Origin of the sequence: Roseibium salinum (assembly GCF_026240905.1) — a bacterium.
GTDB classification, from domain to species: domain Bacteria; phylum Pseudomonadota; class Alphaproteobacteria; order Rhizobiales; family Stappiaceae; genus Roseibium; species Roseibium salinum.
Map to the genome: position 1 here is coordinate 284,393 of NZ_JAPEVI010000003.1, position 21,834 is coordinate 306,226.

General features: G+C 60.2%; 22 protein-coding genes and 1 pseudogene. 13 read left to right on the plus strand and 10 right to left on the minus strand.

The annotated features are described in order from the left end of the window. Positions 1–94 precede the first annotated feature (94 nt). The 6 genes from ON753_RS05755 (at position 95) to ON753_RS05780 (ending at position 5,407) form a co-directional block, all read left to right on the plus strand. On the plus strand, positions 95–655 hold the full coding sequence (locus ON753_RS05755) for a dihydrofolate reductase (RefSeq protein WP_265961615.1): 561 nt from the start codon (positions 95–97) through the stop codon (positions 653–655). Between the two features lie 20 nt (positions 656–675). Next, on the plus strand, positions 676–1,152 hold the full coding sequence (locus ON753_RS05760; RefSeq protein ID WP_265961616.1) for a GNAT family N-acetyltransferase: 477 nt from the start codon (positions 676–678) through the stop codon (positions 1,150–1,152). Positions 1,153–1,435: 283 nt separating this feature from the next. Then, the gene (gene hflK / locus ON753_RS05765) at positions 1,436–2,617 is read left to right on the plus strand and encodes an FtsH protease activity modulator HflK (RefSeq protein ID WP_265961617.1); all 1,182 of its coding nucleotides are present in this window, start codon (positions 1,436–1,438) and stop codon (positions 2,615–2,617) included. Between the two features lie 2 nt (positions 2,618–2,619). Then, complete coding sequence (hflC, locus tag ON753_RS05770) at positions 2,620–3,582, plus strand: protease modulator HflC (protein WP_265961618.1); 963 nt, start codon at positions 2,620–2,622, stop codon at positions 3,580–3,582. Further along, positions 3,579–3,764: a DUF2065 domain-containing protein gene (locus ON753_RS05775; RefSeq protein ID WP_265961619.1), complete on the plus strand. Its 186-nt coding sequence runs from the start codon at positions 3,579–3,581 to the stop codon at positions 3,762–3,764. The genes hflC and ON753_RS05775 overlap by 4 nt, the downstream gene beginning before the upstream one ends. Before the next feature lie 155 nt (positions 3,765–3,919). Beyond that, the gene (locus ON753_RS05780; protein ID WP_265961621.1) at positions 3,920–5,407 is read left to right on the plus strand and encodes a Do family serine endopeptidase; all 1,488 of its coding nucleotides are present in this window, start codon (positions 3,920–3,922) and stop codon (positions 5,405–5,407) included. A 143-nt stretch (positions 5,408–5,550) separates the two neighbouring features. Here the strand turns inward: ON753_RS05780 and serB are convergent, their stop codons facing one another. Then, on the minus strand, positions 5,551–6,441 hold the full coding sequence (serB, locus tag ON753_RS05785) for a phosphoserine phosphatase SerB (RefSeq protein ID WP_265961622.1): 891 nt from the start codon (positions 6,439–6,441) through the stop codon (positions 5,551–5,553). Here serB and miaA point away from each other — a divergent pair. Beyond that, the gene (miaA, locus tag ON753_RS05790) at positions 6,440–7,381 is read left to right on the plus strand and encodes a tRNA (adenosine(37)-N6)-dimethylallyltransferase MiaA (RefSeq protein ID WP_265961623.1); all 942 of its coding nucleotides are present in this window, start codon (positions 6,440–6,442) and stop codon (positions 7,379–7,381) included. The two genes, serB and miaA, sit on opposite strands and share 2 nt — an antisense overlap. 250 nt (positions 7,382–7,631) lie before the next feature. Continuing rightward, entirely contained in the window at positions 7,632–8,141 is a 510-nt protein-coding gene (locus ON753_RS05795; RefSeq protein ID WP_265967071.1) for a GNAT family N-acetyltransferase, read from the plus strand. A gap of 230 nt (positions 8,142–8,371) precedes the next feature. On the opposite strand, the gene ON753_RS05800 is transcribed toward ON753_RS05795, so the two are convergent. From ON753_RS05800 to ON753_RS05815, 5 genes and pseudogenes are all read right to left on the minus strand, one after another. Further along, positions 8,372–9,928, minus strand: a complete 1,557-nt coding sequence (locus ON753_RS05800; RefSeq protein WP_265961624.1) for a 2-isopropylmalate synthase — start codon at positions 9,926–9,928, stop codon at positions 8,372–8,374. Between the two features lie 380 nt (positions 9,929–10,308). Then, positions 10,309–11,172: a DUF7946 domain-containing protein gene (locus tag ON753_RS05805; RefSeq protein ID WP_265961625.1), complete on the minus strand. Its 864-nt coding sequence runs from the start codon at positions 11,170–11,172 to the stop codon at positions 10,309–10,311. A gap of 107 nt (positions 11,173–11,279) precedes the next feature. Further along, positions 11,280–11,696: pseudogene (locus ON753_RS26780) on the minus strand (DUF899 family protein); the annotation flags it as partial. A 172-nt stretch (positions 11,697–11,868) separates the two neighbouring features. Next, complete coding sequence (locus ON753_RS05810) at positions 11,869–12,360, minus strand: SRPBCC family protein (protein WP_265961626.1); 492 nt, start codon at positions 12,358–12,360, stop codon at positions 11,869–11,871. After that, positions 12,357–12,710: an ArsR/SmtB family transcription factor gene (locus tag ON753_RS05815; RefSeq protein WP_265961627.1), complete on the minus strand. Its 354-nt coding sequence runs from the start codon at positions 12,708–12,710 to the stop codon at positions 12,357–12,359. The genes ON753_RS05810 and ON753_RS05815 overlap by 4 nt, the downstream gene beginning before the upstream one ends. A gap of 143 nt (positions 12,711–12,853) precedes the next feature. On the opposite strand from ON753_RS05815, the gene ON753_RS05820 reads away from it, so the two are divergent. After that, positions 12,854–13,507 (plus strand): glutathione S-transferase family protein, encoded by a 654-nt coding sequence (locus tag ON753_RS05820; RefSeq protein ID WP_265961628.1) that lies wholly within the window; start codon positions 12,854–12,856, stop codon positions 13,505–13,507. An 80-nt stretch (positions 13,508–13,587) separates the two neighbouring features. Here the strand turns inward: ON753_RS05820 and ON753_RS05825 are convergent, their stop codons facing one another. The 3 genes from ON753_RS05825 to ON753_RS05835 all read right to left on the minus strand — a co-directional run bounded on the left by ON753_RS05825 (position 13,588) and on the right by ON753_RS05835 (position 16,924). After that, on the minus strand, positions 13,588–14,499 hold the full coding sequence (locus ON753_RS05825) for a PhzF family phenazine biosynthesis protein (RefSeq protein ID WP_265961629.1): 912 nt from the start codon (positions 14,497–14,499) through the stop codon (positions 13,588–13,590). A 156-nt stretch (positions 14,500–14,655) separates the two neighbouring features. Continuing rightward, positions 14,656–15,804 carry a GNAT family N-acetyltransferase gene (locus ON753_RS05830; RefSeq protein ID WP_265961630.1) on the minus strand — a complete coding sequence of 383 codons (1,149 nt, stop codon included), beginning with the start codon at positions 15,802–15,804 and terminating at the stop codon, positions 14,656–14,658. A gap of 217 nt (positions 15,805–16,021) precedes the next feature. Beyond that, on the minus strand, positions 16,022–16,924 hold the full coding sequence (locus ON753_RS05835; protein WP_265961631.1) for a pirin family protein: 903 nt from the start codon (positions 16,922–16,924) through the stop codon (positions 16,022–16,024). A gap of 249 nt (positions 16,925–17,173) precedes the next feature. Here ON753_RS05835 and ON753_RS05840 point away from each other — a divergent pair, with 249 nt between their 5' ends. Genes ON753_RS05840 through ON753_RS05855 form a run of 4 tightly spaced genes read left to right on the plus strand, consistent with a single transcriptional unit; the run spans position 17,174 to position 20,310 of the window. Beyond that, positions 17,174–18,097, plus strand: coding sequence for an ABC transporter ATP-binding protein (locus ON753_RS05840; RefSeq protein WP_265961632.1), 924 nt, complete (start codon positions 17,174–17,176; stop codon positions 18,095–18,097). 8 nt (positions 18,098–18,105) lie between these two features. Next, complete coding sequence (locus tag ON753_RS05845) at positions 18,106–18,612, plus strand: GNAT family N-acetyltransferase (protein ID WP_265961633.1); 507 nt, start codon at positions 18,106–18,108, stop codon at positions 18,610–18,612. Between the two features lie 21 nt (positions 18,613–18,633). After that, entirely contained in the window at positions 18,634–19,395 is a 762-nt protein-coding gene (locus ON753_RS05850) for an ABC transporter permease (protein ID WP_265961634.1), read from the plus strand. Positions 19,396–19,419: 24 nt separating this feature from the next. Beyond that, a complete protein-coding gene (locus tag ON753_RS05855) occupies positions 19,420–20,310 on the plus strand; it encodes a D-alanyl-D-alanine carboxypeptidase family protein (protein WP_265961635.1) in 891 nt (296 codons plus the stop codon). Positions 20,311–20,346: 36 nt separating this feature from the next. Here the strand turns inward: ON753_RS05855 and ON753_RS05860 are convergent, their stop codons facing one another. After that, positions 20,347–21,522, minus strand: a complete 1,176-nt coding sequence (locus ON753_RS05860) for a GGDEF domain-containing protein (RefSeq protein WP_265961636.1) — start codon at positions 21,520–21,522, stop codon at positions 20,347–20,349. Positions 21,523–21,834 lie beyond the last annotated feature (312 nt).

Genomic DNA, 21,834 nt, shown 5'->3' on the forward strand with positions numbered 1-21,834 from the left:
CAAATACTCCCGACGCTCAGGACGTAAGTGAGCGCTTCAATCCGACACCCGGCGCAAAAGAAATCTGCATCCGTTTTTTTCTCGCGCCGGATCCATGCTAGGAGGCGTCAGAGCATTTGAAAACCGGATTCGGAGAGCGCCGTTGCCTGACATCGTGTTGATTGCCGCCGTCGCCAGGAACGGGATCATCGGGGCGGAAAACGACATGCCCTGGAAACTGCCCAGCGATCTCAAGCGCTTCAAGAAGCTTACGCTCGGCAAACCTTTGGTGATGGGCCGAAAGACCTTTCTTTCCTTTGGAGGAAAGCCGCTGCCGGGCCGGCCGCATATCGTCATATCACGGGATCCCGGATACGCTCCGGACGGCGCGGAGGCCGCCACTTCGCTCGAGGCGGCGTTGGAAAGGGCCCGGGAACAGGCCGCGGAGCTCGGCGTCGACGAAATCATGATCATTGGCGGCGGCCAGATCTACCGGCAGGCGATCGGCCTTGCCGATCGGCTGGAAGTTACCGAGGTGGCAACCGAACCGGAAGGCGACACCAGGTTCCCGGAAATCGACCCGGCACAATGGAGCGAAACCGGCCGCGAGCGGGGCGAGCGTACGGAAAAAGACAGCGCCGGCTTTGATTTCGTGACCTACCGGCGCAAATCCTGAGATCCCAAGAGTGAGCATGCATGAGCCCGACTGAAGACCTGTCCCGGAATCTGGCTGTGAAATGGGCCGCCTTTGACGAGTTGAGCAATCATGATGTCCATGATCTGCTGCGGCTTCGCCAGACCGTTTTCATTATGGAGCAGAACTCGCTCTATGCGGACATCGACGGCAAGGACACGGCCGCGCTGCATTGTCACATCAGGAACCGTGATACCGGGGCGCTGGTCGGAGCCATCAGGCTGTTCACCGATGCCGAAAACGGGGAGGCACGCATCGGCCGCGTCGTCATAGCGCAAGAGGCGCGCGGCGCCGGGCTCGGGCGGGCCATGATGCAGGCCGGTATCGAGCAGGCGACAAGGCTGGTGCCCGGGTGTAGACTGCACGTCACGGCGCAGGCGCATCTGGAGCCATTCTACCGGTCGCTTGGATTTGAGCCCGCTTCGCAGGTCTACATCCAGGACGGGATTGCGCATATCGATATGATCCGGACCTGTTAACTGATAGGTTCCGAGCAGGCCGGGCCGCGTCTGAAACCGGATATGGCGGCTATGATGCCGGTAGCCGGGCGGCAGCGGCGAAAACGAACTGCCCCGGTCTTGACACATCCGATGTCCGACCCCACCTGCGGCGCGGGAAAATGTAGGGGTTCTTCAGGAGTTGGGCAGGGGGCTTTTCGTTGAAAGCAGCCGGTAACCTCCTTATAACCTACGGTGAGTCAGAACGGGCGAAACAACAAAGCCCACGTCCGGCAGCGGCTGGATTTCACAGAAGGAAGTTTTGATGCCTTGGAGCAATCAATCAGGCGGCGGCGGTCCCTGGAAAGGTGGCGGGAGCGGCGGCGGCCCTTGGGGAAGCGGTGGAAACAGCGGCGGCCCTTGGGGCGGCGGCCCCAGCCGCGGTGGTGGCGGCGCGCCGCCGGACCTGGAAGAGCTTTTGAAACGCACGCAGGACCGGATGAAGTCGATCCTTCCGGGCGGTGGCGGCAATCTCGGTTTCGTCGGCGTGCTGATCGTCATCGGCATCGGCATCATCACCTGGCTCATGACCGGCTTCTACATCGTCAACGAAGGTGAAGTCGGCGTGGAACTGGTTCTCGGCGAGGTGGTGGACCAGACGCCCCCGGGCTTCAGCTACAACTGGCCTTATCCGGTAGGACAGGTCTACAAGCCGCGGGTCGAACTGCAGCGCGAGACGACCGTCGGGGTTGATGAGAGCGTCACCGGTTCCGGCGCTGTGCGAAGCCGGGACGTTCCGGAAGAAAGCCTCATGCTGACCGGGGACGAGAACATCGTCGACGTCGGCTTCAAGGTCCTGTGGCGAATCAAGAATACCAATGAGGGCATTACGGACTATCTTTTCAACATTGAGGAACCGTTCGTGACGGTGAAGGCGGTTGCCGAAAGCGCCATGCGCGAGGTCGTCGGGGAATCGCGGATCGATTCGATCCTGACCGAGAGCCGTGTCACGATCGAAAAAGACGTTTTGACGCTCATGCAGACGACCATGGATACCTACCGCGCCGGCATTGAAATCGCCGAGGTGCAGATGCAGCGGGTCGACCCGCCGGAGCAGGTCATCGACGCCTTCCGGGACGTGCAGGCAGCACGGGCCGACCAGGAGCGCATCCGCAACGAGGCCGAAACCTATGCCAACCGGATCGTTCCGGAAGCCCGTGGTGAAGCGGCCCGCATTCTGGAAGCCGCGAACGGCTACAGGGAGCAGACCATCGCCGAGGCGACGGGTGAGTCGCAGCGTTTCACCAAGATCTACGACCAGTACAAGCTCGCACCGGATGTCACCCGGGAGCGCATCTATCTCGAAACGCTGGAAAAAGTCTTGGGCAAGAACAACAAGATCATCATCGACAGCAGCACATCCGGCTCCGGCGTGTTGCCGTTCCTGCCGCTTAACGAACTGGGCGGTCGCGGCGCAGCTCCGGCCGCACGCACGGGAGGAAACTGATCATGCGCGGCGGAATCATCGCAATCATCCTGGTCGTCGTAGCCATTGTCGGTTACCTGTCGATCTATGTCGTCACGCCGACCCAGCAGGCGCTTGTCATGCAGCTTGGCCGGATCATCGAGACGAAAACCGAACCGGGTGCCTACTTCAAATATCCGTTCGTTCAGAACGTGGTCTATCTGGACAAGCGCATCCTGAACCTGAATATCCCGCCTCTTGAGCCGATCTCCTCGGACAAGAAGCGGTTGGTCGTGGACGCTTTCGCACGGTACCGGATCTCCGACCCGGTTCTGTTCTATCAGCGTGTTCAGAACATCCCGACGGCGAACCTGCGCCTTGCGACCCTGCTGCAGTCCACGCTGCGATCGGTGCTCGGCAGAACCAGCTTCATGGCCCTTGTGCGGGACGATCGTGCCGGCGTCATGGAAGAGATCCGCAAGAATGTCAGCGCCAATGCTGCGGAACTGGGGATCGAACTGGTTGACGTGAAAATCCGCCGTGCGGATCTGCCGGCAGCCAACTCCCAGGCGATCTACGCGCGAATGCAGACGGAACGTCAGCGTGAGGCAACCGAGATCAGGGCAGAGGGTGAAGAGCGGGCGCGCCAGATCCGGGCGCAGGCCGATCGCCGGGCCACGGTTCTGGTGGCGGAAGCCAGACGTGACTCGGAAATCACCCGTGGTGACGGAGATGCGGAAAGAAACAGGATCTTTGCCGAAGCCTTTGGCGCGGATCCGGCGTTCTTCGCCTTCTACCGTTCCATGCAGGCCTATGAGACCGGCCTGGAGGCAGGTGACACCAGCCTGGTCCTATCGCCCGACTCCAGCTTCTTCCGCTTCTTCAAGGACCCGTCCGGCGAGCGTGCGCCCGGGGCCGGTGGCGGAAACGGCAATGGCAACGGCAATGGCAATGGCGATGGTGGTGAAGACCTCATCGATCGTACCTCTTCGCTCACCGCGCAATGAGTGAACTGCTGACCGCGCTGGGTCTGGTTCTGGTTTTCGAAGGAGTGCTCTATGCACTTGCGCCCGGCGGCATGAAGCAAGTCATGCGCAGCGCGCTGGAGACTTCGGACCAGACCCTGCGCACTGCAGGTCTGATTGCCGCCGCAATTGGCGTGCTTCTTGTGTGGATCATACGCGGATAGCGAAAAGTTGTCGGGCGGGAGGCGCCAAAACCTTCCGCCCGTTCTATATTCAAGAGGATCTGAGCCGGACTGGGCCATCGACTGTCTGGTCTCATGTCACTATCAGTCTCGTGACCCGACAACAGCCCAGCCCGCAGGGATGAGGAGAGAGCCCCATGGCACCAGAATTCTTTCACCGCCGAATGACCCGGATCGGATTTGCTGCGGCCGGTATCGTTCTTGGCGGAATGGTTGCTTTTCAGCCAGTCCAGCCAGCAAAGGCGCAAGGACCGGTCTCCGTCGCCGATCTGGCGGAGAACCTAGCTGATGCTGTCGTGAACATTTCCACCGCCCAGACCGTGCAGGCGCAGCGCTCCGTGCCCATGCCGGAGGTTCCCGACGGGTCTCCTTTCCAGGAGTTTTTCGAGGAGTTCTTCGACCGGCAGAACCGCGACAACGACCAGCCGCGCCGCGTTCAGTCCCTTGGCTCCGGTTTCGTGCTCGACGGCACGGAAGGCATCATCGTCACCAACAACCACGTGATTGAAGGCGCGGACGAAGTGACCGTCAACTTCAATGACGGGACAAAGCTCAGGGCGGACGTCCTGGGGATCGACGACAAGACCGATATCGCCGTTCTGAAGGTCGACCCGCCCAAGCCGCTGAAGGCCGTCAGTTTCGGTGATTCCGACGTGATCCGGGTCGGCGACTGGGTGATGGCGATCGGCAACCCGTTCGGTCTCGGCGGCACGGTGACCGTGGGTATCGTCTCCGCGCGGAACCGCGATATCAATGCCGGACCCTACGACAACTTCATCCAGACCGATGCATCCATCAACCGGGGCAACTCGGGCGGCCCGCTGTTCGACATGCAGGGCAATGTGGTCGGTATCAATACAGCGATCATTTCTCCTTCCGGCGGCTCGATCGGGATCGGTTTCGCCATCCCGGCCAAGACCGCCATTCGGGTGATCGATCAACTGCGTGAATTCGGGGAGACCCGTCGCGGCTGGCTCGGCGTCCGCATCCAGGAAGTCACCGACGAGATCGCCGAGAGCCTTGGCATGGGCGATGCCAGAGGCGCCCTGGTTGCCGGGGTGACCGAGGGTGGACCGGCCGAGAAGGGAAAGATCGAGGCAGGTGACGTCATCATCAGGTTCGATGGCAGAAGGGTTGCCACGATGCGCGAGTTGCCGCGCATGGTCGCTGAAACCGCCGTCGGCAAGGAGGTCGAGGTCACCGTCCTGCGCAAGGGCAAGGAGGTCCCCATCAAGGTGACACTGGAACGCCTTGAGGAAAACGAGGTGATCGAGACCAGCACGGAGACCGAGGAGCAGACGCCGGACAAGCCCGTCGACAAGAGCGAAGTCCTGGGCATGACCCTGGCTGAGCTTGACGATGCTCTGCGCCAGCAATTCTCCATCGATGAAGATGTCACCGGTGTGGTGATCACGGAAGTGAAGCCGGGATCCTCGGCCGAGGAAAAACGGGTGATGGCCGGCGACGTCATCAAGGAGGTCGCGCAGGAAACGGTCGCGACGCCGGCTGACGTCGAAGCCCAGATCAAGAAACTCAAGGATGAAGGCCGCCGCTCGGCCCTGCTGCTCCTGGCGAATCCGACCGGCGATGTCCGTTTCGTGCCGGTGCGGATCGAAGACCAGTAAACCGGCCGATCGGTTCACCTGAACGCAATAGGGCGCCGATCGGCGCCCTATTCATTTGATCTGTTGGCTTGCTCCCTGGCAGGGAAATGTCCGACACGGACGAAAGCAGGTCGAGCCACCTGGCGTTGCCTGGGGCAACCCTGTCAGCTCAGCACGAACTCGCTTTCCGCGTAGCCCTGGAGATAGAGCAGGGCGGTAAGGTCACCGTGGTCGATGCGGAAGTCGGCGGCGGCCGCCACCGCGGGTTTGGCGCGGTAGGCGACGCCGCAGCCGGCCCGCTCGAGCATTGCCAGATCGTTGGCACCGTCACCGACAGCGAGGGTTTCTTCCAAGGAAAGGCCGATTTCCGCCACCAGAGCCTCCAGGCGGGCGCGTTTGGCGTCGCGGCCGAGGATGGGCTCCTGGACCTTCCCGGTCAGCTTGCCGCCCTCTTCCAAGAGGATATTGGCCTGGTTCTCGTCGAAGCCTATCATGTCCGAAACGGCCCGGCTGAAGCTGGTGAAGCCGCCGGAGACGAGCGAGCAATAGGCGCCGGACGCCTTCATGGTCTGCACCAGGGTGCGGCCGCCGGGCATCAACTGGATGCGGTTGCTCAATACGGAGTCGATCGCCGAAAGCGGCAGGCCGGCAAGCAGGGCGACGCGCTCGCGCAAGGCCGGCTCGAATTCGATCTCGCCGCGCATGGCGCGCTCGGTGATCGCGGAAATCTCGTCTTTCAGACCGAGTTCGGCCGCCAGTTCGTCAATGCATTCCTGGCGGATCATGGTCGAATCCATATCCGCGATCAGCAGGCGCTTGCGGCGGCCCTCCTGCTGTTGCACAAAGACATCCACCGGAGCCCGCCCGACAACCTCGCGCAGGGCAGCGTCGGCTTCGCTTGCGTTCATCCCTTCAATCCGGATATCGGCGGCTACGCCAGGATTGAGGAGTGTCGATGTTCCGGTGACGCCGAGGGCATCCTCCGCCCTGCGGATCAGTTCCGCTTCGACCGAGGGCGCAGTTGGGGTGGACACCAGAGTGGCAACTAAAGACATGAATGATTCCCTGGAAGGCAATGGAAAACGGGCTGTTGGCAGACGCGCCATTCTGATAGCCGGGCCGACGGCCAGCGGCAAGTCCGCTTTGGCGCTGGACCTTGCCGAACGGCGGAACGGCGTGATCATCAACGCCGACTCCATGCAGCTCTACGAGGACCTGCGTCTCGTGAGCGCCCGGCCATCGGCTGAAGAAGAGGCGCTGGTTCCGCATCGGCTCTACGGCATCCTGCCGGCATCGTCCGCCTTTTCGACCGGCGCCTGGCTCAGCCTGGCGTCCAGGGAACTGGACGCTGCCTGGCAGGCGGGGCGGCTGCCGATAGTGGTAGGCGGAACGGGGCTTTATTTCAAGGCTCTGACCGAAGGCTTTGCCGATTTGCCTGATATTCCCGAAGACGTGCGCGCGGGTGCGCGGGAACTCGCCGATGAGGAAGGCGTCACGGGATTGAAATCGGCGCTTGCGGAAGCGGGCGATGCGGAGGCGGCGGCCGGGCTCAGCGATCCGCAACGCCTCGCGCGGGCACTGGAAGTGATCAGGGCGACCGGCAAGCCGCTGGCCCTGTGGCAGAAGGAACAGCAATCCGCGCCGATCCTCACGGACGAGGCATGTGACCGGTTCGTGCTGGCGCCGCCCCGGCCGTGGCTGCACGAGAGGATTGAACGGCGCGCGCGTCTGATGCTGTCGGAAGAAGGGTGTGAAGAGGTCCGGGCACTCCTTGCCAAGGGACTGTCGGGCAAACTTCCGGCCATGCGGGCCATCGGGGTCGGCGAAATTGGCGCCTATCTGTCCGGTGAGGTCGAATACGAGCAAGCGGCAATTCGCCTCACTATTGCAACGCGGCAATACGCCAAACGCCAGGAGACCTGGTTCCGTAATCAGATGGCTAAATGGCAACGAGTTGATCCATCAACCGAATTGGACACGAACGCGCTGCTGTGAATAATTTGAGGAGAATGAATTAATCTTAAGGTTGTGCAGTGCAGCGAGGTTAATTTGCCTAACTTGTTGGAATTGTGAGTGTAATTTTATTTTTTTGACCTTATACTTTGGTCTGCCACCGAGTTGGCGCAATTCAGGGTTATGAGGGTCTGGTTACGAACAGCAGTGATTGCGGGGTCCCGCGGCTGTCCGTAGCAATATCCAAGAATGGGAGGACACGGTGCAGACGATTTTCCTCGAATGCGGCTCAGTGCGGCTTGTTCCCTTCTCTCCAGCCGATATCAAACTGGTCCAAGATCTCCATTCAGATCCCTTTGGTAACAGGTGCAACGAACTGTCGACCAATTGTGCCCCCATGGATGCGGGGGAACTGGTGCGCACAGCATTGCAGAACCAGAACGATCTCGGATTTGCGAAGTGGAAGGCCGTTTCGGAAGATGGAAGATTTCTCGGCTGGGCGGGTTTTACACCGGTCGCCGAAACGTCTGAAATCAGCGTGAACTATTGTCTCCCGAAGGAAGTCGTGGACCGGGATCCGGGGCTGCCCACGCGGCTGTTCTCGGCCCTGGCCGACTGGTTCTTCGAGAACACCTACTTTTCCCACCTCGTGACGGTCGTGCGCACGGACAATCGCGAAGTGCGCGAAGTCGTCAAGCAGACCGGCTTCTATCACCGCGAAAGCAAGGTCATTGAGGGCATGCAGGCGGACGTCTTCCAGATGCTCAGCCCGTCGATGCAATCCTATCTCATGAGCGCCTGAAGCATCCCCGTATAAACGCGGGAGAATGCGGCAGCTCGAACAGACTGACACTGCAACAGAGCGACTATGGGGACCGGGTATCGTACGGTCCCTTTTTCTTTGAAGGCCGTCCGATTTGCAGGATGCCGTTTCCTGTTCGCCGAGGCTCAGGAATATCCACTCCCCTGAAGGACGAGCGGAAAGGTCCGCATTCCTCCAGGGGGGCGTTGAGCGCCGGCCGGCCTGCCGGATCAGACGGCCTGCAGGGCGCCCGGATTGCCGGTCTGCTGGCGCAGGGCCAGTTTGTTCAGGGCGGAGACATAGGCACGGGCGGAGGCGACCAGGGTGTCTGTGTCGGCGCCCTTGCCGGTCGAGATGCGTCCTTCGGCTTCCAGGCGCACGGATACTTCCGCCTGCGCGTCGGTGCCTTCGGTGACCGCATGCACCTGGTAGAGCGACAGGGTCGCCTCGTGGGGCACGATGGACTTGATGGCGTTGAAGGTCGCGTCGACCGGACCGTCGCCGGTGGCTTCCTTGGTGATGTGCTGACCGTTGACGTCCATCGTCAGGATCGCCTTCTGCGGGCCGCCCGTGCCGGCAATGACCGTCAGTGCAATCACCTTCGCACCTTCGCCATGAATGGTGATTTCGTCCTCGACCAGCGCCTCAATGTCCTCGTCATAGACGTGTTTCTTGCGGTCGGCGAGTTCCTTGAAGCGGCGGAAGGCGTCCTGCAGGGCGTTGTCGCCCAGCTCAAAGCCCAATTCGCGCAGCTTGTCGCGGAAGGCATGGCGGCCGGAATGCTTGCCCATGACCAGCGATGTGGATTTCACGCCGACATCTTCCGGACGCATGATCTCGTAGGTTTCGGCGTTCTTCAGCATGCCGTCCTGGTGAATGCCGCTTTCATGGGCAAAGGCGTTCTTGCCGACGATCGCCTTGTTGAACTGGACGGCGAAGCCGGACGCGCCGGCGACCATCTTCGAAGCCCGCACCAGGTATTTCGGATTGATCCGGGTCTCATAGGGCAGCACGTCGCCGCGGGTGCGGATCGCCATCACGATTTCTTCCAGGGCCGCATTGCCGGCGCGCTCGCCCAGGCCGTTGATCGTGCATTCGATCTGGCGGGCGCCGCCCGCGACACCGGCCAGCGAATTGGCAACCGCCAGCCCCAGGTCGTCGTGGCAGTGGACGGAGAAGATCGCCCGGTCGCTGTTCGGCACACGCTCGCGGATCTGCTCGAACATGGTCCTGTATTCTTCCGGCGTTGCGTAGCCGACCGTGTCCGGCAGGTTGATCGTGGTCGCACCGCAATCGATCGCGGCTTCCACGCAGCGGCACAGATAGTCGATCGGGGTGCGCGTCGCGTCCATTGCCGACCATTCGACGTCGTCGATCAGGTTGCGGGAGCGGGTGACCGTGTCGGTGATGATATCCAGCACCTGGTCTTCCGTCTTGTTCATCTGGTATTTCAGATGGATCGGCGAGGTGGAGACGAAGGTGTGGATGCGGCCCTTTTCGGCATGTTTCACAGCCTCGCCGCAACGGTCGATATCCGCATGGATGGCGCGGGCGAGGCCGGCGATGACCGAGTTCCTGGAGCGCTTGGCGATTTCGCGCACTGCTTCGAAATCGCCGTTTGAGGCAATCGGGAAGCCCGCTTCAATGATGTCGACGCCCATTTCGTCGAGGATTTCGGCGATCTGCAGCTTCTCTTCCAGCGTCATGGACGCGCCGGGCGATTGCTCGCCGTCGCGCAAGGTGGTGTCGAAGATGCGGATTTGATCCTGTGCGGATGTGGCAGTCATGTCTTTCGTCCCTGGCTTGGATCGGCTCTTCTTAAGTGAAAACGACAGGAGTTGCGAGACGCGATCCGAATTTCGTCATGCGGTTTGCAAAATTTCTCCCCTAAGTGCCCGTTCCACGTGTCAGACGCGGATCAGCCGACGCTCAGGGGCATCTAAGAAGGAGGAGATCGCCAAGTAGAATCAGGCCGCAGCGCAGGGAATGCGCGCTCGGAGAAGAACCGTGAATGTCGCGTGGCGCGATCATGGATCTGTCTTTGGCCTGTCGTCTCAAAAGGTCGCCCGCCAAGACTGACGGAAAAGCATGACCTGATTGTTAACGGGTATCGTTCTTACGGCAGGAATCCATTTGATGCAAGTGTGCGGCTTTGAGATCACCTAACTTAATCTGTGTCTCTCTCCACAGTATAGACAATGAATTTCTTAATGTTTCCATCAAAGAATCTCACAAACCTACCATAGATCCTAATCTTATTTCCAGTGAACTGGCTCCATGAAAAGTCGTCTTCTCTCGGTAGTCGTCCATCGGCTTTGAATTCGAAGCGGAATCCTCTATTGATATCTTCAGAAAATATGACGCCTGTCTTTGATGATCTGCTAAATGAATTTACAATGCCCACTAGAATACTGTCTTCATCATCAATTCTGTCAGCTTCTATGCGAGATAATACGTGCGCGTCGACCACGCCTATGGGTTCTTCGAACGGGCCTGCCAATAGGTTCACGTACTCAGCACTTCGGCCAATTGGTCTAAATACTGACCGAAATGAATTTGAAGTAATGCTTCTTAACACCTGCATTTTATCGTTGTGTTGCTCTAGGTGTTGTTCGACCTCACTTTCTTGTCGAACTTCTTCGTCCGACTTATGAAGCACCCCATTTCTTTCCCTAAGTAAGTCATTATTCTCCTCAAGAGCTTCAATTAGGCGTTCAATCTGAGGGTCTCCGCTTGGGATCCAGTTTTCTACTGTCTTGCTAACAAAGGTGGTGAAAGGGGCGGCTACTATTGCCCCAAGTGCACCAGCAATGACGGTTTGTTTGAAAGAACCTTCTTCAGGAGGAATAATATAAAGTTCAAGTTTGCTTCTAGGAGCCTGTGCAATTATCTCTCCAGTTATGTAATAGTGACCTAAAATTGAAAGTGTTCGTGCAAGTCCATAGTATGATTGGCTTGCGTCATACAAATCGAGTCTTGCATAATCGGCAATCGCGCCCGTATATTTTATCGAAAATAGTGATTCTACCATTGTTGCCTCCCGCTACGGGTATCGATCATAAATTGACGTGCGCCGATAATTCAATTGATAAGTTGCAATAGTAATTTAAGTTGCGTTCGCAGAGACAAGTCGAAACTTCAATTATTGATTAGTAAACCGAGGTACTGAGAGCGCCGCAAGAAATTGTATCTATGTAACTGCCTCGGAAAGCTCATCGTCGAGCCGTCATGTCGACAGCGGGGCGCACATACCGAGCACATTTTCTGCTTAGTTTTCCTCACCCAGCTCATCGTATACGGCAGTCCATCCTCGTGGCGTCCCATCGAGATCATATCGAGCAGGCTGTAGGCGACATTCACGATGCGAGAAGCTTTCCAAGCGGGGCGTTGGAAATGAGGACAAGGGTCGTGTTCCCGGACGGCGAGATGGACGTCGCTCCCTTCGAAACTGTCCGTCCAGAAGGAACAGCTCGGGAAGCCTTCCTCCCGGATCTCGCCGAACATAAAATGGTAGACGACTAGCTGCCGGCGCCGGCCGAAAAGCTCCGTCAAGCTCTTCTTCTGGCTCGCGTGTCGAAGACATAGTCCTCTTCGAACTAAACCATGGGCGGCGGGGAGGCAGTTACACTTCCTGGTAAATGTTCTCCTCTCGGAAAAGGGCTTCTCTTACTTTCAGCCAATCTTCCCGCCTGACGAGGTTGGGATGTGTCATGTCTTCCTCCAGGCGCTAATCGGAAACAAAGTCGACCAGGTAACCGAAGCAGCGGGTCCAGCCGCTGCCGACGCCCCGGCGTGCGTCCTCCGTCCTGATGGCCTCGTGACGCAGGTGAACCCTGGTGGCGGCGCCTGCCCGGGTGAAAGTCACACAGACACGGGACGTGTCCGTCGCCTCACGTGTGCCGTCGGCGAATTCCTGAACGTAGCGCCAGCTGAACTCGAGGCGACCAGGGGCTTCGATGGCAAGGTATTCGCCCTCGAAATGGACCTGCTTTTCCGCGCTCCTCTCGATGACGAAACACCACCTGCCGCCGACCCGCAGATCGATCTCCGCCGAAACCAGACCGCCGGATCGCGGCAGGAACCAGCAACTGACCTCTTCAGGTTCCGTAAAGGCCCTGAAGACGCGTTCGGGCGCCGCGCGGAACAGGCCTTCGATGAGGATCGGATCAACGCCGGGTTCGGATTTCAGGAAATCCCCGGCGGGCTGCTGAACGGTCATCTTTCGCGTTCCTTCTTGTCTTGGTCGTCCTTGGCGAGATGGCGGGCGAGGGCCTCGAACCGGTCGGTCCAGAAGGCTTCGTATTTGCTCAGCCAATCCACCGCCTCCTTGATCGGGGCGCCGCGCAGGCGGCAGTGGCGGGTGCGGCCCCGCTTTTCAACGTCGACCAGACCGGCATCGGACAGAACCCGCAGGTGCTTCGAGACGGCGGTGAGCGACATGTCGAACGGCTCCGCCAATTGCGAAAGCGACGCTTCGCCATCGGCAAGGCGGGCGACGATCGCGCGCCTTGTACCGTCGCTCAGGGCGGAAAAGGTCGCATCCAGTTGGGGGATGTCTGCTGCGTCCATAAAGTGAACCTTTTGGTTGACTAATATCGAATCTCATTATAGTCAACTAAATGGTTGAGTAAAGTGAAGCGCACTTACCAGCTCAGCATGTCAGACGGCGGGGCCGGCTTCGATCCCGTATTCATCAGACAGGAGAGATGGACATGAAATTCTACACGAACGACTTTTCGCCCAATTGCCGCCGCGTCGAAGCGGTTCTTTACCACCTCGGGCTTCATGACGGGGTCGAGACTCACCGGCTCAACCTGGCGGCGGGAGAGCACATGAGCGACGAAATGCGCACCGCCAATCCCAACATGAAGGTTCCGACACTGGTCATCGCAGACATGAAGCTCTGGGAAGCCAATCCGATGATGATCTATCTGTGCGACCGGGCCGGCGCGGAAGCGTTCTGCCCGTCGGACCTGAACAGTCGGTTTGAGATCCTGCGATGGATGTCCTGGGAGGTCCAGCACTATAACCGTGCCCTGGGCGAGGTTATCTGGGAGACCATCGTCAAGCCGTCATTCGATATGGGCGAACCCGATCAGGCGAAGATCGACGCGGGACTGGAGAATTATCGCCGCTTTGCGGCCGTCCTGAACGACCGGCTTTCAGGCCGCAATTACATTCTGGGAGACAAGGTCACGGTGACGGATTTCGCTGTCGGCGCGCCGTCGGCATTTGCCCTGCACCCGCAGTCTCAGATACCGCTGCAGGACTATCCGAACGTCGAAGCGTGGTATCAGCGGCTGGAAAGCCTGCCCGCCTGGAGCAAAACCGCGCCGCCGCGTCCGGCGGCCGAAGCCGCGGAGTAAACAGGCTCCCGTGGCGGCGAACGCCGGCCGCCATGGGATGCCTTTCCCGGCATTGCGGCGTTCCGCCGCGCGTGGACAGATCAGATGAACAGTTCGCCGCGGGCCACGAGAGTGGCCTGGCCGCCGATGCGCACGGCATGCATCATGCCGCCTTCCATGTCGATTTCCATGTCGATCATGGATGGGCGGCCCATTTCGAAACCCTGTTCGATGCGGAAGATGTGGGTGCCGTTCGGCAGGTCGTCATAATAGTCGATCACACCGGCAAAGGCGGCGGCGGCGGATCCCGTCGCCGGATCTTCCGGGATGCCCATGTCGGGGGCGAAGAGGCGGGCATGGAAAGCACTGTCGTGGGACCGGGTTTCCCGGCAGTAGACATAGGCGTCATTGTGCCCGTTCTTGCCGAAGCCGGCCTTCCACATGGCAGGGACGGGCTTGGCCCGGGCAAGTGCGTTGAGATCGCGAACCGGAACGAAGGTAAAGGGCGGGCCAACGCGGAACCGGGACGGCGAGTGGTTTTCAAAGCCGATGTCGGACGGCTCCAGATTGAGGGCCGCCGCGATCAGTTCGACATTATGCGTCGGACCGGCCGGCTCGGGCAGCGTCGGCACGTCGAACTCGGCAAAGGCGGCGGCGTTCTCACGCAGGATGACCGCGCAGCGCACGGGGCCGATATTCTGCTTCAGGACGACCACTGCGTCCTGCTCCCCGGAGATATCGCCGAACCGCTCGGTTGCCAGCAGGATGGCGGTTCCGATAGTGGGGTGACCGGCAAAGGGCAGTTCCAGCTTCGGGGTGAAGATCCGGATGCTGGCCGATTGGCCGTGATGGTCCGGGGGAAACACGAAGACGGTTTCGGAGAGGTTGAACTCGCCGGCGATCTTCTGCATCTGCACATCGCTCAAGCCCTCGGAGTCCAGAACCACCGCCAAGGGATTTCCGGCAAGGCTTTTGTTGGTGAAGACATCCAGGATCGCATAGCGGCGGCTCATATTTCACTTCTCCCGAGCGATTTATCTGACGGCGGTACCTCAGTTGAGCGGACTTTTGCATTTCTGGGCACGTCTCGCCAGTGGTTATCCCGATTATCTTGGATCTTTCTTAGCGGACAAAACAGCGCCTCCGACAGGCACCCGAAATCGTGTGGTTCAGGGCAGGAGCTCGTCTGCGATCGCACGGGCGAAGGGCACGATGGCCGGGTCCTTCAGGTCCTCGCGGCTTCTGATGATGCGCACATCCGCCAGTTCCTGCTCTTCGGAGTTTGCCGAAAAGCGGATGATATTCTCGCGCAATTCCGCCGCGTTCCGGCCGGTGTCGAACACCTGGGCTATGGCGATGCGCGGACCGTCGAAGGCAACCAGAAGCCGGTCGGCACGCAGTTCGTCTTTCGTCAGCCCGGTTTCCTCTTCCAGCTCGCGGTAGATCGCGCCGATCATGTCCACCTTTCCCTCCGGCGTCAGATCGGTGGGATCGAGGTTGCCGCCCGGCGGATAGATCATGCCGGCGGTTGCCGTGTGGTCCGACATGACCCCGTAAAGCAGCGCGCCGTCGCTGGATTTGAGAATCGCGGAGCCGAAGAGATTGTAGGCAGAAGCGTCGGGTGCGCCCCAGTCACGCCAGGCAAGGTGCGCTGCAAAGGTACTTTCACTGCATGTGCCTTTGAAGACGCCGTTTTCAAACCGATACCCCATCAGCTTCAGCGTGCGTCCGTTCCACAGATACGGATTGCATTTTCTGGCTTCTTCGAAGTGGGTGCCGATGGCGGCTTCGTGGGCCGTCTCGAAGCCCCAGGTCTCGGGCGAGAGGGAGATGTCGAGCGAGGCAACTTCGTGGACGCCTGGCGCCAGAACCTTTTCCATCAGCGGAATCTCGCCACCGGGCATTTCGCTCGGCCGCGTCGTCAGCCTGCGGAAGCCGCGCTGCTCGTAGAACGGGCCTGCATGACTATCGGATTCCAGATAAAGACGCGTGCGATTTTTGCTGCGGGCATAATCTTCGGCGCGGCTCAACAGGAGATTGCCCACGCCCTGGCGTTGCGCCTCCGGCGCCACGAACAGGAAGTCAATCAGCAGCGTGTCTTCGCCCTCCGCCGAGAGGCCGGAAAAGCCGATGGGCCGGCCGCCCCGTTCGGCGACGGTCATCTGCAGCGAGCGGATCGTGGCTTCGGAAATGCGCCAGTGCTCCCGGAACGTCGCCATGGTCTCCTCCGGATACCCCCAGGAGGCTTTCGACCGGTGGAGAATATCGGTGAGGACAGGGGCATCGGAAAGGGTGGCGGGGCGGAGTTTCAGGGGCATGGATATCCGGTCGCTTCTCATCGACCTGCATTCAGCTGAGCCGACTTGAATGCAGAAAGCCGATCGTCTTCATAGTGCCGGAGCACCTCGTCCGAGATTGGAAATGGACGAGATGCCTTGACACCGCGAAGGCGTAGCCGGACATTGTGATACTTGCAAGGCAGGGCGGCGGAGAAGGCAACCAACCTGTGTCAGCTGCCTTCCCGAACGTCGCGTGCTAGCGGATGAACGTCCCGTTGCGCAGTTCGGTCACCGCCTGCATCAACTCGTCCCGCGTGTTCATCACGATCGGGCCGTGCCAGGCGACCGGTTCCTTGATCGGGGCGCCGGAGACGAGGAGGAAGCGGATGCCCTCGGCGCCCGCCTGAACCACGATCTCGTCGCCGGCCCCGAAGACCACCAGGGACCGGTTGCCGGTCTGGTCGCGGATCTTCAGTTCCTCGCCTGCGAATTCCTTTTCCGTCAGGACGCCGAAGGGATCGGAAGCATCACGGAAGGTGCCGGTGCCTTCGAAGATATAGGCAAAGGTCTGCTTGTAGGTGTCGACCTTGAAGCGTTTTTTCTGTCCGGCGGGCACGTGGATATCGAGATATTGCGGATCGGCGGCGATGCCGTCGACCGGACCGCGCTTGCCCCAGAACTCACCGCAGATGATCCGCGCGGACGTGCCGTCGTCATCGATGACAACCGGAATGTCCGTGGCATTGACATCCTGATAGCGCGGCGCCGTCATCTTGAGAGAGGAGGGCAGGTTGGCCCAAAGCTGAAAGCCGTGCATGCGCCCGCTTGCGTCGCCCTTGGGCATCTCCTGGTGCATGATGCCGCGGCCCGCGGTCATCCATTGCACGTCGCCAGCGCCGAGATTGCCCGTGTTGCCGAGGCTGTCGCCGTGATCGACCGTGCCGGCGAGAACATAGGTGATCGTCTCGATGCCCCGGTGCGGATGCCAGGGAAAGCCCTTGAGATAGTCTTCCGGGCGCTCGTTGCGGAAATCATCGAGGAGAAGGAAGGGATCCAGCATTTCCGGATCCTGAAATCCGAAAACCCGCTCCAGCTTGACGCCGGCGCCTTCAAGGGTCGGCTGCGTCGTGCCGATGTGTGTGACCGGTCGGATGGACATGGGTGTCTCACTTTCGTCAAAAGAACTTGCCACCAACATAGTGCTGCCGTGCGTGAAACCTAGCTGGCCGAGCACAAACGCAGTGTTTCCAGGGGTGAAACAGTGCTTCGCCCGGGGAGCGGCAGCCGATGAAATCGGCCGGCAAGCCGGAAACGACTTGCATCTTGCAGTGCTCCTGCCCACATGCAAGTGTGCCTCACCCATTTGGCCGTCTGGTCAAAACACATTTTCCGAACCGGTTTGGACTTCATGGCTCCGATATTGTCCGTCCGTGACCTGGATAAGACCTATGACGGCGGTTTCCAGGCTCTCAAATCCGTATCTCTCGACATTCAGGAAGGGGAAGTCTTCGCGCTTCTCGGGCCGAACGGCGCGGGCAAGACCACCCTGATCAGCCTGATATGCGGCCTGGTGCGTCCGTCATCGGGCAGTATTCTCGTCGGCGGCCATGACGCCCTTAAGGACTACCGCGCCGCGCGGCAACTGATCGGTCTTGTGCCGCAGGAAATGCCGACCGCGCCGTTCGAAAAGGTCGGCGATACGGTCGCCTTCACCCGCGGCCTGTTCGGACTGCGCCCCGACAGCAACCTGGTCGAGAAAATCCTGAAGGACCTGACCCTTTGGGACAAGCGCGACAACCAGATCATGGCGCTGTCCGGGGGCATGAAACGCCGGTTGCTGGTTGCCAAGGCCCTGGCCCACGAACCCAAGATCCTCTTTCTGGATGAACCGACGGCGGGGGTTGATGTCGAGCTTCGGCACGATATGTGGCGCATCGTCGATAGCCTGAAGGAGCGCGGCGTCACGATCATCCTGACAACGCATTACATTGAAGAAGCCGAGGAGATGGCCGACCGGGTCGGGGTCATCAACGGAGGCGAGATCATTCTCGTGGAGGACAAATCCGAACTGATGCGCAAGCTGGGCCGCAAGGTGCTGACGCTCAGCCTGGTCGAGCCGCTCCCAGCCGTGCCGGACGCCTTGTCGGGTTACAATCTGGAGCTGGAAGACGACGGCAGCAGTCTCACCTACACCTATGACACGCAGGCGGAACGCACGGGCATCACCGCACTCCTGACGGACCTTTCGACGGCGGGTGTGCGGTTCCACGACTTGCAGACGGACCAGTCGTCCCTCGAGGACATATTTGTCGACCTGGTGAAGAGGAGCTGAGAGGCCAAATGACGGCAGGCATCATCTTCCGCAAGGCAGAGCTCCGCGACCGCAACGGACTGACGGACCTGTGCATGCGCTCCAAGCAGTCGAACGGGTATGACGATGCCTTCATGGCGCAATGCGCCGAAGAATTGCGGGTTCGCGACAGTTGGATTCTGCGGGACGAGTTCTGGCTCGGCGAAGCGGACGGCCGATCCCTTGTCGGCTGCATCCGCCTGTCCGTGGGCGACGATGGAGAGGCCGGCGAGCTCGAAACCTGTTTTGTCGATCCGGCATGGCGGGGCAAGGGCGTCGGCCGGCAGCTTTTCGACCGGCTGAAATCCGACGCGCAGGCACACAACCTGACGTGTATCGGTCTGGATGCGGACCCGTTCGCCGAGGCTTTTTACGCCCGCATGGGCTTTCGCACGGTCGGCCGGTCGCCCTCCGGGTCCATACCTGGCCGCACGTTGCCGCGGATGGAATTGATTTTGGACCGGCCGCCGCAAGTCGTGGCCGGCGCAGGACGCTAGGGACGGGGTACGGTAAAGATCATGAATTTTGAAGCGATCAAATCCATCTATCTCGCGGAGATGGCACGCACCAGGCGCACGCTCATGCAAAGCGTCATCTCGCCGGTGATATCGACGGTGCTGTATTTCGTCGTCTTCGGCGCCGCCATCGGCTCCCGCATTACCGAAGTGGACGGTGTGAGCTACGGCGCGTTCATCGTGCCGGGCCTGATCATGCTGTCGCTCATGACCCAGAGCCTTTCCAACGCGTCCTTCGGCATCTACTTCCCCAAATTCACGGGGACGATTTTCGAAATCCTGTCGGCGCCGGTCTCCTATCTCGAAATCACCATCGCCTTTGTCGGGGCCGCGGCGACGAAGGCGATCATCGTTGCGCTGATCATCCTGGCGACCGCGAGTTTCTTCGTGCCGCTCGAAATCCAGCATCCGTTCTGGATGGTCACGTTTTTCATGCTGACCGCCATTACTTTTGCACTGCTCGGCTTCATCATCGGTATCTGGGCGGACAATTTCGAAAAGCTGCAATTCGTCCCGCTTCTGATCGTAACGCCGCTGGCGTTTCTGGGCGGCAGCTTCTATTCCATCAAGATGCTGCCGGAATTCTGGCAGACGGTGACGCTGATCAATCCGGTCGTCTACCTGATTTCCGGGTTCCGCTGGAGTTTCTACGGTGAGGCCGATGTCAGCCTGTGGATGTCTCTGCTGGCAACCATGGTCTTCCTTGGCGGATCGCTTTTCATCGTACACCGGATATTCAAGACTGGTTATCGCCTGAAACCGTGAAGCCGGAATAGCGTGGGATCGGCAATGCGCTGGACTGCAAACTGGATGAAGCCCGCAGCCCTCCTGCTGGCGGGACTGCTCGCCGCCTGCCAGAGCACGCAGGAAGGCCCGGCGGCCTCGTCGGCGCCGGTTGCAAGCGCATCCGTCCAGACGGTTTCGCTGCCGGCCGTCAGCTATGCACCGTCAACAGCGGTCGAACGCGGTTATTCGGCCCTCGTTCTGGACGCGGCGAGCGGAGAGGAACTCTACGCGGTAAACGCCGACGCGGCGCGCTTTCCAGCCTCCCTCACCAAGATGATGACGCTTTATCTGCTCTTCGATGCGGTCTCCAACGGCCGGTATTCCCTGTCCACGCCGCTCAAGGTTTCGGCAAACGCAGCGTCCCAGCCGCCTGCGAAAATCGGCCTGAAGGCCGGGTCGACGATCACGGTGGAACAGGCCGCCCGGGCGCTGGCGGTCAAATCCGCCAATGACGTTGCCGTCGCCATTGCGGAAAACCTTGCCGGCAGCGAGGACGCCTTCGCCCGGCAGATGACGCAGCAGGCGCGGGCAATGGGCCTTGGCCGGACGCGGTTCGTCAACGCAACCGGACTGCCCGAACCGGCCCAGGTGACCACGGCCAGCGACATGGCCAAACTCGGCCTCGCTCTCAAACGGCACTTCCCCCAGTATGCAAGCTATTACCGGGCCACGTCCTATTCCTATGGCGGCCGGTCCTTCCGGGCGACCAACAATCTTCTCGGCAAGGTGCCCGGTGTCGACGGGCTGAAAACCGGTTATATCCGGCTCTCCGGCTACAATCTCGTCGCGACCGCCAACCGCGGCGGCAAGCAGTTGATCGTCGTGGTGATGGGCGGGGAGAGCGAATCCGCACGGGACGAGGAAGTCACGCGGCTGATCGAAGCGCATTTCTGATCAGATGATCATCGATCGCAGGTGCCCCGTTCCGCATCAGGCGGGTTGGCGCACCAGCGCGAGCTCTTCGCCCGCAACGGCGATGGAAATGCGGTTTCTGCCGGCGCTCTTGGACTGATAAAGACCCTGATCCACGATCTGGAACAGTTCCTCGTAGCCGAGGCCGTCGCCGGTGCCGTGATAGATCCCGGACGACGCGGTAATGCTGAATTCCTGCGGCGCGAAGTCATAACGCAGCTCGGAGATCCTCTCGCGGACGCGTTCGGCAACCTTGAAGGCGTTCTCCCGGGAGATCCTGGGGAGCAGAACGGCAAATTCCTCGCCGCCGAGCCGTGCCAGGCAATCGTCCTGGCGCAGGTGGTTCTTGACCGTATCGCAGATCTTCACCAGCGCTGCGTCGCCGGCCACATGGCCGAACCGGTCGTTGACCTGTTTGAAATGATCGAGGTCGAAATGAAGCAGCCCGAAGGGCTGGGCGGGCTCCGCGCGAAGGATCTCTTCCAGGCGATCCTGGAATTCGCGCCGGTTGAAGGTTCCGGTCAGCGGGTCGCGGCGCGCGGCTTCCTGGTTTCGCTGTGCCACCTGTTCAAAGGAAATGGCCAGGGAGAAGGCACCCGTCAGACTGACGAAGACCAGCGCGAACATCAGGTGCGCGTTCTGGAGCGTATCATCGATCACGAGCGGGCCGGACAGGCCGCCGAGGACCAGTCCGTGCACGGTCCTGAGAGCTCCGTCGACGCCCAGAAAGAAGAAGGCAAGCACAAGGCCGATCGCCGAAATCAGCCCCTGGAAAGGCTTGGAGGCATAGGCGCTGATGGTCGCAACGGCGACGAATGTCAGGATGGCGTTGGACGCCGTATAGGCGAGGGCGAAATTCGAGAAGAGATAGGCGTTGCCGGCGACGATAAGATAGCCGGCGGCGGGCGCTGCAACGATTACGATGCCGGTCGGAAGCTGTGCGAGCTGACGGGCGGCGTGCCAGTGAAATCCGAACCCCAGAAGCAGAAGAGCGTTCGGAAGCAGATAGGCTGCCAGCGACGGCGCATGCCGGTCCAGCGCGAAACCCAACAGGGCGGCAGCCAGAAGCGCATTTGCGGCTGACCAGCTGAGCCAGTGGCCGCGCGGGCTCGCCTGCAGGGAGACGGCAAGAAAGCAGATGGCAAATATCGACAGGAGAAGCACGTTGGCCAAAAACAGTGTCGATATATCCATGCGGACATGCTCCAGCGAGAATTACCGGGAAGGCAGGATTCTATAACTACAAAGTCTGTATTTTGATCCAGTTACGGAGCCGAAAAAAATCTCACCGTTTTGGTAACCCTAAAATTGCAACTCTTCTACAACTTTGTGAGATTTATCCAAGTCACATTTGCCATTGACCATTTGCCCCGGTTGGCAGGTGAAAACTCGAACCGGTGGCGGGTGACGATCGGCACAGGGGGCGGCGTGGATTGCCAGTCTGGGTAGTGGATACCTGGCCGCCGTTGCGGAAGTTGTCTATCCGGCAAACGCAGTGTAAGACGA